Source organism: Leptotrichia sp. oral taxon 223 (assembly GCF_013394795.1).
In the GTDB taxonomy this organism is placed as follows: domain Bacteria; phylum Fusobacteriota; class Fusobacteriia; order Fusobacteriales; family Leptotrichiaceae; genus Leptotrichia.
Window position 1 is genome coordinate 1,077,611 of the sequence record NZ_JABXYU010000001.1, and the last position, 16,643, is coordinate 1,094,253.

General features: G+C 31.5%; 16 protein-coding genes. 5 read left to right on the top strand and 11 right to left on the bottom strand.

What is annotated here, in order from left to right; all coding sequences use genetic code 11:
* Positions 1–28: 28 nt before the first annotated feature.
* From ftsY to HW275_RS05325, 8 genes are all read right to left on the bottom strand, one after another.
* A complete protein-coding gene (ftsY, locus tag HW275_RS05290; protein ID WP_178935572.1) occupies positions 29–1,231 on the bottom strand; it encodes a signal recognition particle-docking protein FtsY in 1,203 nt (400 codons plus the stop codon).
* Entirely contained in the window at positions 1,231–1,983 is a 753-nt protein-coding gene (gene tsaB / locus HW275_RS05295; RefSeq protein ID WP_255460021.1) for a tRNA (adenosine(37)-N6)-threonylcarbamoyltransferase complex dimerization subunit type 1 TsaB, read from the bottom strand. Before tsaB ends, ftsY begins: the two co-directional genes overlap by 1 nt.
* A 131-nt stretch (positions 1,984–2,114) precedes the next feature.
* Positions 2,115–2,567, bottom strand: coding sequence for a tRNA (adenosine(37)-N6)-threonylcarbamoyltransferase complex ATPase subunit type 1 TsaE (gene tsaE / locus HW275_RS05300; protein WP_178935573.1), 453 nt, complete (start codon positions 2,565–2,567; stop codon positions 2,115–2,117).
* A 553-nt stretch (positions 2,568–3,120) separates the two neighbouring features.
* Complete coding sequence (gene rfaE2, locus HW275_RS05305) at positions 3,121–3,588, bottom strand: D-glycero-beta-D-manno-heptose 1-phosphate adenylyltransferase (RefSeq protein ID WP_178936413.1); 468 nt, start codon at positions 3,586–3,588, stop codon at positions 3,121–3,123.
* A 340-nt stretch (positions 3,589–3,928) separates the two neighbouring features.
* Positions 3,929–4,357: a VOC family protein gene (locus tag HW275_RS05310; RefSeq protein WP_178935574.1), complete on the bottom strand. Its 429-nt coding sequence runs from the start codon at positions 4,355–4,357 to the stop codon at positions 3,929–3,931.
* Positions 4,358–4,414: 57 nt separating this feature from the next.
* A complete protein-coding gene (locus HW275_RS05315) occupies positions 4,415–5,263 on the bottom strand; it encodes a cell division protein FtsZ (protein ID WP_178935575.1) in 849 nt (282 codons plus the stop codon).
* A gap of 72 nt (positions 5,264–5,335) precedes the next feature.
* Positions 5,336–5,848, bottom strand: coding sequence for a type III toxin-antitoxin system ToxN/AbiQ family toxin (locus HW275_RS05320; RefSeq protein ID WP_178935576.1), 513 nt, complete (start codon positions 5,846–5,848; stop codon positions 5,336–5,338).
* Positions 5,849–6,102: 254 nt separating this feature from the next.
* On the bottom strand, positions 6,103–7,080 hold the full coding sequence (locus tag HW275_RS05325) for a cell division protein FtsZ (RefSeq protein WP_178935577.1): 978 nt from the start codon (positions 7,078–7,080) through the stop codon (positions 6,103–6,105).
* Between the two features lie 496 nt (positions 7,081–7,576).
* On the opposite strand from HW275_RS05325, the gene msrB reads away from it, so the two are divergent.
* The 5 genes from msrB to HW275_RS05350 all read left to right on the top strand — a co-directional run bounded on the left by msrB (position 7,577) and on the right by HW275_RS05350 (position 12,378).
* The gene (gene msrB / locus HW275_RS05330; RefSeq protein WP_178935578.1) at positions 7,577–8,656 is read left to right on the top strand and encodes a peptide-methionine (R)-S-oxide reductase MsrB; all 1,080 of its coding nucleotides are present in this window, start codon (positions 7,577–7,579) and stop codon (positions 8,654–8,656) included.
* Positions 8,657–8,680: 24 nt separating this feature from the next.
* Complete coding sequence (locus HW275_RS05335) at positions 8,681–9,319, top strand: cytochrome c biogenesis protein CcdA (protein ID WP_178935579.1); 639 nt, start codon at positions 8,681–8,683, stop codon at positions 9,317–9,319.
* A gap of 126 nt (positions 9,320–9,445) precedes the next feature.
* A complete protein-coding gene (locus HW275_RS05340; protein ID WP_178935580.1) occupies positions 9,446–9,916 on the top strand; it encodes a redoxin family protein in 471 nt (156 codons plus the stop codon).
* A complete protein-coding gene (locus tag HW275_RS05345; protein WP_178935581.1) occupies positions 9,917–10,699 on the top strand; it encodes a response regulator in 783 nt (260 codons plus the stop codon). It abuts the gene before it with no gap.
* Complete coding sequence (locus HW275_RS05350; protein ID WP_178935582.1) at positions 10,696–12,378, top strand: sensor histidine kinase; 1,683 nt, start codon at positions 10,696–10,698, stop codon at positions 12,376–12,378. Before HW275_RS05345 ends, HW275_RS05350 begins: the two co-directional genes overlap by 4 nt.
* Before the next feature lie 77 nt (positions 12,379–12,455).
* Here HW275_RS05350 and upp read toward each other — a convergent pair whose 3' ends face one another.
* Genes upp through HW275_RS05365 form a run of 3 tightly spaced genes read right to left on the bottom strand, consistent with a single transcriptional unit; the run spans position 12,456 to position 16,538 of the window.
* Complete coding sequence (gene upp / locus HW275_RS05355; RefSeq protein WP_178935583.1) at positions 12,456–13,079, bottom strand: uracil phosphoribosyltransferase; 624 nt, start codon at positions 13,077–13,079, stop codon at positions 12,456–12,458.
* A gap of 59 nt (positions 13,080–13,138) precedes the next feature.
* Complete coding sequence (locus HW275_RS05360; RefSeq protein ID WP_178935584.1) at positions 13,139–13,435, bottom strand: PG0541 family transporter-associated protein; 297 nt, start codon at positions 13,433–13,435, stop codon at positions 13,139–13,141.
* A 43-nt stretch (positions 13,436–13,478) separates the two neighbouring features.
* Positions 13,479–16,538, bottom strand: a complete 3,060-nt coding sequence (locus HW275_RS05365; protein ID WP_178935585.1) for an efflux RND transporter permease subunit — start codon at positions 16,536–16,538, stop codon at positions 13,479–13,481.
* Positions 16,539–16,643: the final 105 nt, after the last annotated feature.

Sequence of the window (16,643 nt, forward strand, 5' to 3'; positions counted from 1 at the left end):
TTCTCTCCTTTTCAATTTTCTTTTTTTATTAATCAAACATAGCTTCAACAAATTCCTTTGTATCAAATTCCCGCAAATCCTCAATTCCTTCTCCGACACCTATAAATTTAATCGGTTTTTTCAGCTCTTCTGTAATTGGGAAAATAATCCCTCCTTTTGCCGTCCCGTCAAATTTTGTCAAAATAATTCCTGTCAAATCCACGATTTCATTAAATATTCTAGCCTGTTCCAATCCATTCTGCCCAGTCGTGCTGTCAATCACAAGCAAAGTTTCAAAGTCGGTTTCCCCAGACTGTTCACATATAATTTTATTTATTTTTTCAAGTTCCTTCATCAAATCACGTTTATTGTGCAGTCTTCCAGCCGTATCCAGTATTGCCACATCAAATCCACGATTTTTAGCAGTTTTCACCGTATCAAAGATTACAGCGGCAGGATCGCTCCCATGCGCCTGTTTTACAACTTCCACGCCAGTCCGTTTTCCCCATTCCTCAACTTGTTCAATCGCAGCGGCTCTAAACGTATCTCCAGCTCCAATAATAACCTTTTTCCCGCTATCCTTCAATTTTTTTGCTATTTTCCCAATGGAAGTAGTCTTTCCAACTCCGTTCACTCCTACAATTAACAAAATATTCAGTTTCCCATCCTGCAATTTTAATTTCGTGCTATTTTCATCGTTATAAACAAGTTTTGCTTTAAGCAATTCCTTTAATTCATCATAAATTTGCTCCGATGTTTTCAATTTTTTTCGTAAAACTGATTTTTCCAGCTCCTCCACAAGCTGCATTGTCATATTCATTCCAATATCCGACTGAATCAAAAGTTCCTCCAGTTCCTCGTATAAATCATCGTCTATCGCTTTTCCCAGAAGCATTTCCTTCAATCTTCCAAAAAATCCCTTCTTAGGAGTCGCCAATCTATCTTTTAATGGCTTTAATTTAGGTTTGCCCTTTGTTTTTTCATTTGATTTCTCTTCTGTTTCTTCTATTTTTGCGTTTTCAATTTTTTCTCTTTCAGTTTCAGAATTTTTTTCATTATTTTCAGATTTTTTAACACTTTTTCCTAAAATTTCCTCAGCTGTTTGTCTTATTTCCTTTTCAGTTTCATCTTTAAGCTTGCTTATTTCGTTTTGGCTGTTTTCAATTTCTTTTTCCACTTGATTTTCCAATGTGTTTTTCTGTTCTTTTTCATCTCTTTTCTTTTTCCCAAATTTAAAAAAATTCTTCAGCATTATTTCTTATCCCTTTCCGCCTGTGATTTTTCCAGATAATCCGGTTTCAAGTTAAAAATATCTGTTTTTCTTACCACACCAGCATTTTCCAAATTTTTATCCAAAAACATCTGTACAAAAGTCATTGTATTAATTGTCAAATTCTTATCTTCAAATATTTTCACACAGTTTACCAATTTATCCAATATTTTAGTCTTATAATTAAAAACTGCATCTCCAATCAGATAAACTTTTTTATTATTTTTCTTATTTTCAATTATTTCCTCAATTACATTATCCAACTTTGCAACCTCATAATTTTTTACCAATTTTAGCCTATTTTCGCTCGAAGTTTCATAAGCCGCACAATAAATCTTTTCCTTTCGTGAATCAATCAGCGAATATATTTTTACATTTTCATCATTTTCCAAACTTGTTTTCAAATTATAATACCCCTGAAACCCAAGTGCATCCAGTTCATTCACCTCATAAAAATTTACATTCCGTCCAAAAAACAATCCCTTAACAACCGAAATTGCTATCCGAACACCCGTAAACGAACCCGGCCCTATCGAAACAATCACATTTTCAATTTCGTCCAACTTTTTCCCAGTCCATTTCAAAAGGCTGTCAATCTGATCCAAAATCGTAGTAGAATGTGTTTTTGCCATTTCCACATGAATTTCCCCCAGCAGTTTATCTTTCTCATAAAGTGACAATCCAGCTAGTCTAGTCGTAGTCGTTATCGCAAATATCAACATATTTTTCTCCATTTTTCATTTTTCTTCACTTTTACAATAAAACTTCTTTAAAATCAAATCTGATAATCAATATCCCTCTCAAAAACTAATTTTGCTTAATCCAGTAATCAATTTAATATTAAACCCAAACATTAAAAATTAAATTATTCAATTTCAAAATCTACTTTTTTCCCATTTTCAATCTTATAAACTGACACTTCACGAGCCACATCCGAATAATGATTTATCTCAACAAATACCGCATCCTCAGGCATCTCATCCAAAATCTTATCCGCCCACTCAATAATCACAACACTTCCATCTTCCCCAATATAATCCTCAAACCCAATCTCATAAATCTCCTCAGAATCATTAATCCTATACACATCAAAATGATACACTGGTACATCCCCAGAATTATATTCAATCACATAAGTAAACGTCGGACTTTTCACATTCTCCGTAATATTATAATATTCACAAATCTTCTTAGTAAACGTAGTCTTCCCTGCTCCCAAATCTCCAATAAGTCCTAGACAGCCTCCGTTTTTTAATTTTTCTGCTAAATTTTTTGCTAATTTATCTATCTCATTAAATGTTAATATTTTATTTTTCATAATTTTTCTCACTTCTAAATATCAATTAAATTCTATTTTTATACTAAAGTCCATTTAAATAACGAATTTATTACAAACTTTTCTAATTAAAGGATATAAACCTAATATTTTCAAATAATTAAAATATAATTTTCATTTTTTTAATATAGTCTAATTTAAGCTAATCCGTCGGAGCATTTTTCTGTGCTGGCAAAACTGTTTGAGCATAGCGAGTTTTTTGTCAGTGCAGAAAAATGTCGTAGACTAGCCATAGGTTATTGCGTAGCAATCTTGCCACAATTTTGATTATTAGGATAAACCTTTACTGCAAGATAAGGTTTTGCGGCAATGAGCAATCCTACAAAAATAAAAAAGAAAAAACATAGTAATATGAAAAAAAATATCTATTAATCAAAATATCTAAAAATAATAAAAAACAATTTAGTTGAATGATTATAAATTAGTTATTAAACAACCTTATTATAAAAATTTATTTTTATTTTTAAATGAAATTTAGTATTAAATAAAAATATATTTCATTAACAAATATTTCTTCTATAATTTTTAAAATTTTTTATTTTTTATACACTTCAATAATTTTATTAATAATTTCCGTTGTGGAAATGTTATCCACAAAGGATAAAATCTTTACTTCTCCACCATTTTTTTCAACAACTTTTGTTTCTGGCAAGTCTTCTTTTTTATAATCTCCACCTTTTACGTGAATGTCTGGCTTTAAAATATCCAGCAGTTTTTCTGGTGTTTTTTCGTTAAAAATTACTGTATAATCTACAAACTTTGTACCCAAAAGCACAAAAGCTCTATTTATTTCATTATTTATCGGCCTTTTATCTCCCTTATTCACTTTAACCGAAGCATCGCTATTTATACCAACAACCAAAATATCGCCTAAATTTCTAGCTTCCTCTAGATAAGTTAAATGCCCAACATGTAAAATATCAAAAACTCCGTTAGTAAAAACTACCTTTTTCCCAGCCTTCTGCAATCTCACTATTTCATCTCTCATTTTATCAATAGTCAGTAAATTATCCTTAAAACTTTTTCCCAATTCTCTCTCCAATATATTTATCTATTTATAATTATAACATATTTAATTCATAATTTACTCAATCCCTAAATTTATTTAATTTTAAAAAGGTTTGAGCATACATCAAATTATACCACATTTTTTACAAAAAAAGAAAATTTTTCTATTTTTTTTCAACTTTTATTTTTTCTAATTTCAACAATTTAATTTTAAAAAGGTTTAAGTATATTCTCACATTTTTTATCAAAAAAGAAAAAGAAGCATAAGCTTGCTGCTTTTACTTCTCCCAATATTTATAAAATTTTTATATATTTTACAAATTAAAACAAATTTACTAAAATTGTAATAATCCATTTTCATCAAATTTAAAATCTGGTCCCCAAACCACTTCCCAATAGTATCCATCTAAATCACAAAAATACGCATGGTAACCACCCCAAAATACATCTTGAGGTTCTTTTACAATAATCCCTCCTGCTTTTTTTACCAATTCAACAATTTTATCTACATCATCCTTATTTTTTACATTGTATGTTAAAGTAATTCCTGAAAATCCGTTACCTGTCGGAGGATTAATTTCATTAATATCTTTTGCAAGTAAATCTAAAGGAAATAATTCAAATTTTGTTCCAGGCGTATCAAAAAAGCATACCGGAGGATTGTCTACTTTACATTCTGTTTTATATCCCAAACCATCCCTGTAAAACTTTAATGCTTTTTCCATATTTTTTACACCCAAACAAATACAAGTTATTTTATTCATTGTTCTCCCTCTCTTCAGCTAACATTTTTGCTAGCATTTTTCTTTTATTTTATTTATTTATTTAGAAAAATCCGTTATCAGCATTTCCACTTCAATTTTATCTTCAAGCTCAGTATCCATAATGTATCCCCATAGCATATTTGTTTGGTCTGCTCCAAATTTTTCATTTATAATCATAGTTACTTCCTGTAAATCCGTTAATCCAATGTCTGGTCCTGCTGTAATGCTTAACAGTATCTTTCTCGCTTTTTGAAGATTTTTTATAAAAGGGCTGTTTATTATTTGTTCTGTAGCAAGTTTTACCTTATCCTGTCCTTTACCTTTACCAAATGCTATTATGCCTTCCCCTGAATTTCCTAGCATTATTTTTACATCATCAAAATCAAGATTCACTACCCCTTGTTTTTTTATTAGATTTGTTATAAATTCTACGTTTTTTATAAAAATTTCATCTCTTTTTTTAAATAATTTATCAAAAGTTACACTAGAATCTGCTTCCACTAATTTTTTAAGAGGCAAAACTATAACAGTATCAGAAACTTCTTCTAATTTCTTGATTTCCTCATTTTCTCCATTTGAATTAATTGATGTAGCAACTACAATCACTGTCAATATTCCCATTGTTTTTGCAACTTCTGAAACAACATAGGCTATCTCATTATTCTTCTTTTCCGACATTTCCGTCAAAATAAATACTAAATCAGTATTTTTCAATGCATCCTGCACTTTCTCTCTTAAATCCTCAGAAACCAATATTTTTGATTCTACATTCAATTTATCCAAATTCTCCTGATTTGTATCAATTCCCACAAATTCAACTTCTGCAATCTCTTTTTCCACCATTTTATTCAAGACACCATTTCCCACCGTACCAATTCCGACAACTTTTATTCCGATACCGTCCATATTTTTTCTCCTTTAGTTGTAAAATTTTCTATATTTTAACATACTTTCTCAAAATATAGTTAAATTTTTTTACTATTTTTCATACAATTTTGCCTTTTTTTCCAATAATAAAAAATCAATCGTATGCTTTATATAATCCATTGACATATTATTTATTTTTTGATTGTATAATTTTATTGCTGTTTTTTTAATTTTTTCTTTATTAGCATAAATAAATCTTAATTCCTTTAAAATTAATTTTTTGTAGCCTTCATCTGATTCCTTGTGAACATCATAATATTTAATTACCGTTTTATCAAAAATTGGAATCATATTACTTATTTTTATAGTTCCCAGTAAAATATTTCTTTGTTTATCGGTAATTCTAATAATAAAATTATTTGACTTTCGTATTTTTCCATTATTATAATCTCTTTTTTTATTTGGAGATGATAACGGTGCTAAATAATCACAATTATTCACTCTTAAAAGCACTCCAATATATTTTCGTGTTTTCGTATAATTATCTCCTGAATAATTTAAAACTCTACCTTCAAAAAGTTTCAAATAATTTATATAGCTTTCATCTACTTCATATAACCTCATAAATTCCCCCTCGAAAAAAAGCCACCATAATTGGTAGCTTTGCATTTAAAGTTGCTTCATTTTAAGGTAGTGCAACACCTGTTTTTATCTGTCCTTCATTTTAGGGTAGCGGAACACCCGTTTTTATCTGTCCTTCATTTTAAGGTAGTGGAACACCTGTTTTTAAATTTTTCTTTCAATATAATTATATCATATTTAGTTAATTAGTCAATGTTTTTTTCTTTTTTTATTTATAAATTTTTAAATTATTTTTATTAATCGCAAAAATCTGTTGCAATCAAATATACTTTTACACAGCTTCCTTTTTGCTCAAAATCTTCAAAATTTTCAAATTTAGATTCTTCAAAGACTGTTCCCCATGCGAGAAATAAGTCTGGATTTTCTGAACTTTTGGCTACTGCTGTGGCGATTTGGCTGATTTCTTCGAGGCGTATGTCTTTTCCTGAGGTTATGTTCATTAGTATTTTTCCAGCGCCTTTTATTGAGTGTTCCAGAAGCGGTGTATTCAGTGCCTGTTCTACTGCCTTTTTTGCTCTGTCCTCTCCATCTGTTTTTCCAAATCCTAGTACTGTTTTGCCTGAATTTCGTAGTATAGATTTAATGTCTGCAAAGTCCAAATTTACAATTCCTTGTTTCTTTATTAAATCCAATATCCCTTTTACAATTATTACAAAGGATTTTTCCCCTTTTTCATAGATATTTGCCATTGGAATGTCTGGGTATAAATCATTTAATTTTTGATATGGAATGACTATTACAGTATCAGCAAAATGTTTTAATCTTCGCTTTCCTTTCTTAGCAAGCTTTATTTTATTAGGAGCCTCAAATTTAAAGGGCTTTGATACAACTGCAACTGTTAATATATCCATTGATTTTGCAATTTCTGCGATAATAGATGAGGCGAATGTGCCGGTTCTTTCACCCATTTCAGCCATAATAAATGCCATGTCTGCCTTTTCCAGCTCTTTTTTGACTTGCATCTTTAACCCTTCTACGGCTTCATAAGAAATTATTGAAGATACAAATATTTTTGTATCAGCTTTTGAATTGTTTAAATTGATTCTTTCGGTATCCACGGCTATAAAATCAGCTCTTATATCCTTTCCTACTACCATTTTATTTATCACATTGCTCCCTGTTTTCCCTATCCCTATAATTTTTATTTTTACTCCATTTAATGTTTTTTTACTGATATTCCTTTTTTCTTCAACATCTTCGGCAATGTCCCACATTGTCCTATCCTCCCAAATAATCTTACTACAAAATCATTTTTTTTATTATATGCAGCTTTGAAGTATATCACACAAATCTTTGTTTTACCTTTCAAAAAAAGTTGTTTTTATTTTTTACTTTAAAACTGCTTTAAAAACATACAAAAACTATCTTGTAACAATAGTAATAACAATTTTATCAGTCTATTGCTAAAAAAATTCTAATATATAGCAATTCTAGTTTAAAACGAGAATAATAGGTTAGTTTTTTACATATTTTTACTTCAATTTTGAATGGATTGAGTATATAGTAAAACTGCCTTAAAACCGAACCCAAAAGCTATGACTATTTTGCTCAAACCCTAAATTTTTAATAGTTCTATTTTAAATGGGTTCGAATATATATTATAAAATTATAGAAAAATATTACTATATTTCATTTTTTTTTATCAATTTTTAGTTTATACTATTCTTGTAGATACAAAAAATATTTAAATATAAATCGGGAGGCGGTTTTATGAAATCTAGAAGTTTACTATTATTCTTAATACTATCTTTAGCTTTATTTTCAGTAGTATTGTCAAATAAAAACAAAAATCGAAAGAACAGAAATGAAAATAAACCGAAAAAAGAAAATATGATTCAGACAGGAAATGAAGACATTAGAGAAATTTATCTTGCCGGCGGCTGCTTCTGGGGACTTGAAGCATATATGGAAAGAATTGACGGGGTAAAGGATGCCACGGTTGGTTATGCGAATGGTAAAACTGAAAAAACCAGCTATAATATCATCGGGGCAACAGATCACGCAGAAACAGTTCACGTAAAATATGACGCAAACAAAATTTCTTTGAGCAAACTGCTTAAATATTACTTTCAAGTTGTAGATCCTACTAGCATTAATCAGCAGGGAAATGATAGAGGTAGACAATACAGAACAGGAATTTACTATACCAACCCTAAAGACAAGGACATTATTTCACAAGAAATTGAAGAAGAGCAAAAAAAATATAAAGACAAAATTCAAGTTGAAGTCCTGCCTTTGAAAAATTACATATTAGCAGAAGAATACCATCAGGACTATTTAAGAAAAAATCCTAACGGATATTGTCACATTGATGTCAGTAAGGCAGATGAAGTTATCATTGATCCAAAAGATTATCCAAAACCGAGTGACGAAGAATTGAAAAAACGGCTTACTCCACTGCAATACAGCGTTACACAGAAAAAAAATACTGAACATTCTTTTTCAAACGAGTACTGGGACAATCATGAAGCTGGAATTTATGTGGACATAACAACAGGAGAGCCATTATTTTCCTCAAAAGATAAATACGATTCAGGCTGTGGCTGGCCAAGTTTTACAAAACCTATTTCAAAAGATGTTGTAACTTATGCAAATGATACAAGTTTTAATATGGTAAGAACAGAAGTGCTTAGTCGAAGCGGAAAAGCCCACTTGGGACATGTTTTTGATGATGGACCTAAAGACAAAGGCGGGCTTCGTTATTGCATAAATAGTGCTTCAATCAAATTTATCCCATTAAAAGATATGGAAAAAGAACATTATGGATATTTAATAAAATTAGTTCAGTAAAATGAACAGGATAGGAGAGAATTTATGTTTAATCAGCCATTATTAGTAGGAAGCGTGTTTTTAGGAGGAGTAGCTAGTTTTCTATCTCCATGCATTCTTCCCATTGTTCCTGTATATTTAGGTATTCTAAGCAAAGGGAAAAAAACAGTGCTTAATACCTTTCTATTCATTCTAGGCCTTTCGCTTACTTTCGTGAGCATAGGTTTTAGCTTTAGTTTTCTTACAGGAATATTCTTTAATGATACTATAAAACTTATGGCAGGAATAATTGTAATAATATTGGGACTACACCAGACAGGTATACTAAAATTTAGCCTTTTAGAAAAAAATAAAACTCTAAACTTTGATTTAATTGGAAAAAATTCTTCATTGCAGGCTTTTTTGTTAGGACTGACATTTAGTCTGGGGTGGACTCCATGTGTAGGCCCTATTCTTGCCTCAGTGCTTGCTCTTGCAGGAGAAAAAGGATCTGCAGTCTATGGAGGGCTAATGATGTTTATATACGTCTTAGGTCTTGCCACTCCATTTATTCTATTTTCCTTTTTCTCTCAGGAATTGCTAAAAAAAGTACGAGCTTTAAATCAATACACAAACTATTTTAAAATCTTTGGTGGATTTCTAATTATATTTATGGGAATTTTACTAATAATAAATAAATTTTAATGATTTTATTTTTTAAAAGTAATAATTTTTTAAATTTTTTAAAACAATTAGTAATCAAAATAATTTACAAAAATAATTACAAAAAATATTTTAAATTTGCTATAATACAGAAAGGAAGTAATTTTTATGAAAAAATTAATTGCAGCAATTGCAACTTTATTAAGTTTTGGAGCGATTTCATTTGGAAATACATTGCAGGGAGTTCAGTTAAAGGATATTAATAATAAACCTGTTTCCCTTAACAAGTATAAAGGTAAGAAAATATATATTAAAATGTGGGCTTCATGGTGTCCTATCTGTCTTTCAGGGTTAAGTGAAATTAATTCTTTAAGTGCAGATAAAAGTAAGAATTTTACAGTTATAACAATTGCTTCTCCAGGACAAAAGGGAGAAAAACCTACAGCTAAATTTATTCAGTGGTATAAAGGGCTCAATTACAAAAATACTACTGTATTGCTGGATGAAAAGGGAGAAGTACTAAAAAGGGCAAAAGTTTTGGGGTATCCATCAAACATTGTACTGGATGGAAACTTGAATATTATTAAAACTTTGCCGGGACATCTGACTGCTGCACAAATCAAAGGAGCTGTTAAATAAGTGTATAGTATTTTAATAATTGATGATGAACCGATTATAAGAAGAGGTATTAAAACCTTTATTGATTTTGAAAAATATAAGATAAATGATATTTATGAGGCAGAAGATGGTAATTCTGCCTTAAAGACTTTTTCTGAAGTTTTGCCTGATCTTGTCTTGCTTGATATAAATATTCCCTTTAAAAATGGGCTGACTCTTGCACAGGAAATGAAAGAGCTGAAAAACGATGTAAAAATAGCCATCATTTCAGGATATGACTACTTTGAATACGCTCAAAAGGCTCTAAAAATCGGAGTTGAAGATTATATTTTAAAACCTGTTTCAAAGACTGATATAAATGAAATAATCTCAAAACTGATTTACAGACTGGAAGAAACTAAAAAATACAACGAAGCCAGAAAAATTATTAATAAAATCAGTCACACTGAAAAAACTGCCAAAGATGTTTCCTACAGCAAGTATAAGGATATTTTAACAAAAAAAATTGAAGACAAATACAGCGAAATTTCCTTTAACTTAAATTCACTGGCGGATGAAATGAACTTATCCTCAGGATATTTAAGTTCGCTTTTTAAAAATTTATTTGGTATTCCTTTTCAGGACTATTTAAATAATATGCGGATGGAAAAGGCAAAGCTACTGCTTTTGACAACGGATCTGAAAAATTATGAAATTGGAGAACTCGTGGGAATAGAAAATTTTAACTACTTCAATTCAAAATTTAAAAAAACTTTTGGAATGACTCCAAAAGAGTTTAAAAAAAGTGTATTGGAGAAACTATGAAATTAAAAAGAACTATGAAAAACTCGATGCTGCTTCAGCTATTTTTTTACTATCTGATTGGAAACTTATTATTCATCCTGTTTTTAAGCAGTATTTTTTACTATACTTCAAAATACATCATAATGAATAAGGAAATTGAGTATACTAACGAAAATGTTATAAGTACATCCCGTTATATTACTCTTTATGCTGATAAATTGAAAAATATGATTAATCTTTTGTCTGTTGATGCCGATGTTAGAAATTTTTTAATATCAGGAAATGAAGATTCAAAAAAGAGCATTAAAAAAATGATATATTCAATTCTTGGGAATAATAAAGGAATTAAAAGTATTACTGTAATCGGAAAAAATGGTAACATTGTATCCAGTGATAAAAATAATGATATGAAAATATCAGAAAATATGATGAAGGAAAAATGGTATGTCGATGCGATAAACAATTCAGATATGCCCGTTTTTAACCCCAGCAGAAAAGATTCCGCCTCTTCTATGAACTCAGCTCTCTGGTTTCTGTCAATCAGTCGGGACATAAAAAATTCAAAAGGGGAAAATCTTGGTGTTATCGTTTTTGACATTAAATATGGAATTCTTGAAAGATATTTAAATTCTATTTCTTTCGGAAAACAAATCGACAATATTATAGTAGACAAAAACAACAATATTATTTATTACAAAGATGTGAAATGTTTTGCTGATAAAAAATGTCTTGCAAAATTTTCAGAAAAGAATAAAAATAAAGATACATATTTATACGAAACACAGATTGAAAATACAAACTGGAATTTAAGAAGCCTTGCAAACACAAATGACTTAGTTACCTTAAAGAAAAATTTTTCTCACATAGTTATCATCATTTTCCTAGTTTCACTAGCTTTTTCCTCCATTATTACATTTATCGTAATAACAAAGATTCTAAAGCCTTTAATAAAACTGGAAAATCATATGCAAAACTTTGAAAATAATCTACGGGAATTTCATTTAAGTGAAAAAACAGGCTATGAAATTCAGAACCTTGTGGAACATTTTAATATAATGGTTGAAAAGATTAAATATTTGCGGGAATATGAAATAAAGGCTCTCCACAGCCAAATTAATCCGCATTTTCTGTATAATACGCTAGATACTATCATTTGGATGGCAGAATTTGAAGACAATGAAAAAGTAATCAGTATTACAAAATCACTTGCAAACTATTTTAGGCTCTCCCTTAGCAACGGATACGAAAAAATACCGTTAAAAGATGAAATTATGCACACTAAAGAATATTTATTCATACAAAAACAGAGATACGAAGACAAACTTTCCTATTTTTTCAACATAGAAGATGAAAGCCTGCTTTCCATCGAAGTTCCAAAAATCATAATCCAGCCAATTGTAGAAAACTCCATCTATCACGGAATAAAAAACCTTTCCGGAAACGGAATCATCACAATCGACGTTTACAGACAAAACAGCACAGTCAATATCTCAGTTAAAGACAACGGAATAGGCTTTGAAAAGGCTAAACAGTTCAAAAAAAGCAAGACTGGCGGAGTTGGAACCCAAAATGTCGATAAAAGAATAAAATTCTATTACGGAAAAAATTATGGTGTATTTATAAATAAAGAGAACAAAACCGAAGGAGCAGAAGTAATTATAAAAATTCCGCTTCAATCCAGTAATAATACATTATTTTAAAACTCATTAGCTAGAAATAACCAATACAAAAATAGGACACCCACTAAAGAATGTCCTATTTTTTTTATTAAAAAATTTTATTTTGTTCCAAATATTCTATCTCCCGCATCTCCTAATCCTGGATAGATATATGCATTTTCAGTAAGTCCGTCATCAATTGAGGCAATGTACAGATCTACATCAGGATGCTTTTCACAAAATTTCTTTATTCCTTCAGGAGCACCAATAATACAAAGTACCGTAATGTTCTTTACACCTCTATCCTTTAGATAATCAAGCGTGTAAATCATTGAACCACCTGTTGCAAGCATTGGATCTACTACGAAAACTTGACTTTCGACAACGTTTGCGGGCATTTTTGCGTAATAGTAGACAGGCTCTAAGGTTTCTTCGTTTCTGTAAACTCCCAGATGTCCTACTTTTGCGTTTGGAAGAAGCTGCAATATTCCATCTATCATTCCAAGTCCTGCTCTCAGGATGGGAACCAAGGTTATTGGTTCATCCAGAACTTTTGTAGTAGTTTTCTGAATAGGAGTTTCTGTTTCAATCTCCTTTAGAGGCAAATGCTTTGTCGCTTCATAAACCATAAGTCCTGCTATCTCGTTCAGACTTTCCCTAAAAAGTTTAGTATCTGTATTCTTATTTCTCAAATTTGTAAGCTTATGTTCAATTAGTGGATGTTTCAATTCAAAAACTGCCATTAATAATCACTCCGTTCTTTTTATACTCAAACTCTTTCAAAAATCACAATATTAATTTTTTAAAAAATAATATCATCTACAGGCAAAACAGCAGCACCCATTGAAATGGACTTACCTAAATCTATTTTCATCATTTTTATAAGCCGCATAATTTCCTTTGCCTGATCATCTTCCAGATAAGTTACTAAGACACTGTCTGTTCCTGGCCATACATGACTGTTAAAATGCTTTAAGGTTTTGCTCCAGCGGCTGTAAACCTGTGGAATTATTGCATACTGCTCAATTCCATATTCACGCATTTCCTCTTTCATTTTATCCATAAAGTAGGAATCAAAATATATTTCTATCCTCTTCAAGAAAGCACCTCCTTTTCTTTAAATTTTATTTACTATTATCTATTTATTGCGATCTTTCAGCCATTTTTTTAGCTTTTCTTGCTTCCTCTTTTTCCTTTTGTCTTCTTTCTTTTCTTTCCTCAACTATCGAATAAGCCACAGGTATAAAGAATAATGTCAATAGCGTACAGAATGAAAGTCCAAACATAACCGCTACCGCCATTCCTTGATAATAACCCGAACTTCCCTTGCTTGAAAATACCATCGGAATCCATCCAAGCACCGTTGTAAGAGTTGTCATAAGTATTGGACGAAGCCGTGAACCTGCCGCTTCTACAAGGGCCTCCCTAATTTCCATACCCTTTTGCCGCAGACTCGATACGAAATCCAATAATACAATCGCGTTATTAACCGCCATACCGAACAGCATCAGAATACCAATCATAACGAACATGCTAAGCTGTATTCTTGTTACAGCCAGCCCAAACATTACTCCAATCATTGACAATGGCAATGCCAGCATCATTATTATCGGTAGAACAAACGATTCCAACTGTACTGCCAGTACGATATAAATAAGTGCTACCGAAATCATAAGGGCATTCATAATTTCTCCACCCATTTCCTTCTGGCTTTGAGCATTTCCTGCTGGAGCAATCTTATATCCTGCAGCAGGATTGGTTTTCTGGAACGACTCATTTACAAATTTCGCCGCATCATTTAGCCCTTTGGATTTATCCAAATTTGTACCTACTGTTACAATTTGAGAACCATTGTAAGTTTCTATCGAAGCTGCTCCTTCCACTTGTTTCATTGTAGCTATATCTCCTAATCTTACAAATTGTCCCCCACTTGTTTTTATCATTATATTCAGTATTTTGTCAAGTGAATTTTTATATTCATCTTCAAATTCCATCTGAACTTTTAATGTTTCTGTATTGTCAGTTATTTCTATCGGAGCCACTCCTAGCACTGTCTGATTTAACATTCTAGTTATATCTGTAACGCTTAGCCCATAACTTTCTGCCTTTACCCTGTTTACTTCCAGTTGTGCCTGAGGATATCCACCTTCTGATGAAGATTTTACGTCCTTAAACCAAGTCTGCTGTTTCATATCCGCTATAATTGCATTGGCAATTCTGTTAATTTCTTCCGAATTATCTCCTTCTATCTGGAAAGAATAATCTTTTGAAACTGAACGTCCTCCAGCTTTTGATGGAGAAACTGCAATTGTAACATTTGGGATATTGCTCATTTGTTCACGCATTCGCTCCATGGCCTTCATTGTATCTTTTTTTACATCAACATTGACTATTGCCGCTTGAGCATTTACTATCGTAGTATAGCTTTTGGTAACAGGATCTTTTTTTACTATTTCTTCCATTCTTTTGGAAATATCATGCGCAACTTCCACGTCAAGTCCTGTTGAAAGCTGTGCGACTACTGAATACTCGTCATTGTCAATTGTCGGGAAAAATGCTGTTTTTACAGTTTTTCCAAGTCCAAAAACAACAACAATAAACAAAACTATTACACCAATTATAACCGCTTTTCTATGTTCCAGCGCCTGTCTTACAAGGTTCTTATATTTATCTCTAAAAGCGTTAAACCTGTACGCTTTCCCTGACGCTCCTGATATTTTCTCAATATTTAAAAATACGCTTGATGCCATTGGAATAAACAGCATTGCCACAACAATCGAAGTTGACAGCGCAAACATCATTGAGAGCGAAATTCCCGCAAATACTTCCTTTGCAAATCCTGGAAACAATACGATTGGTAAAAATACGCAGACTGATGTCGCTGTTGAAGCTATCATTGGAACTATTACCTCATTCGTTCCACGTACTGCCGCAACCAGTGCAGGTTCCTTGTTAAGCTGTATATGATCGAATATATTATCTAGTGTAACCACCGCATTATCCACCAGTGATCCGATAGCAAGCGCAAGTCCCATAAGCGAAATTAAGTTTAACGTGATTCCTTGCGTATTTAAAAGGAAAAAAGTAAATGCGGCCGATATCGGAATAGACATTCCTACCACAAGCGATGCCCTTAAATCTTTCAAAAATACAAATAATACAATTATTGTTATAACTAACGCCTGCAAACCATTATTCGTTACGTTAGAAATTGCGTCTTTTACCTTTATGCTGTTATCGACTACTATTTCATACTTTGAACCCGCCGGGAATAACGGCTTCATATTTTCCAGCTCTTTTTTAGCAATATTGGCAATTTCAACCAGATTCCCGTCCTTACTTTTCTGAATTACAACGGCAACCATATCCTGTCCATCATATTTTGCATAAGATGTCTTGTCTTTATTTCCATATTCAACAATTGCCACATCGCTTAGCCTTACTGTCTGATTATTATTATTGGAAATTATAATATTCTGTATCTGATCCAGCTGCTTCAATTCTCCGTCAACTCTTAGGATAAACTCTTTTGAACCATCTTTTACTGTACCTCCAGGAACAATTGTATGAGCCGCCTTAATTTTAGAATATATTTCACTCGGAGATAAATTGTATGCCTGCAATCTATATGGATCCAGCCTTACCTTTACCTGCCTTGTGGCATTACCAAATACTGATATGTTTCCAACCCCTCTGTTTCTTTTAAGTCTTGGCTCCAGCGTTTCTTCTATAAATGAAGTAATTACTGCTTCGTCTGCCCCTCTTATTGAAATCATCATTGCCATATCTGAACTTCCGCCAGTTACATTCAATTTTGAAACTATCGGATCATCAGCATCAGATGGCAGATCTTTTTTTATTTTATCTATTTCAGACTGTATCTGCACCTGCTTTATATCCGTATCTGTACCAAAGTTAAATTCTACCATAACGCTCGAAGTTCCATAAGTTGAAGTTGTTGAAATATTCTTAATTCCATCAACATTTAATGCCGCATCTTCTATCTTTTTTGAAATCTGAGTCTTAACGTCTTCCGAAGCCGCTCCAGTCCATGTTGTATTAACGGCTACCATCGGAAAGTTAAAGTCCGGTATCAACTCCTGCTTCATTGATCGCATAGCTACAACGCCTGAAAAAACCATGAATATCAGTATCATAGTTGTAGAAACGACTCTTTTCGTTGCAAAATCTGCTACTGTCATTTTTTATTTCTCCTTAATCTTTTTTGCTTTCGTCTAACTGCACATATTTTTTATCTTTTTTTATAAAACAGCCAAACAAATTCAGAAAATATAAAGTTTTCAAAA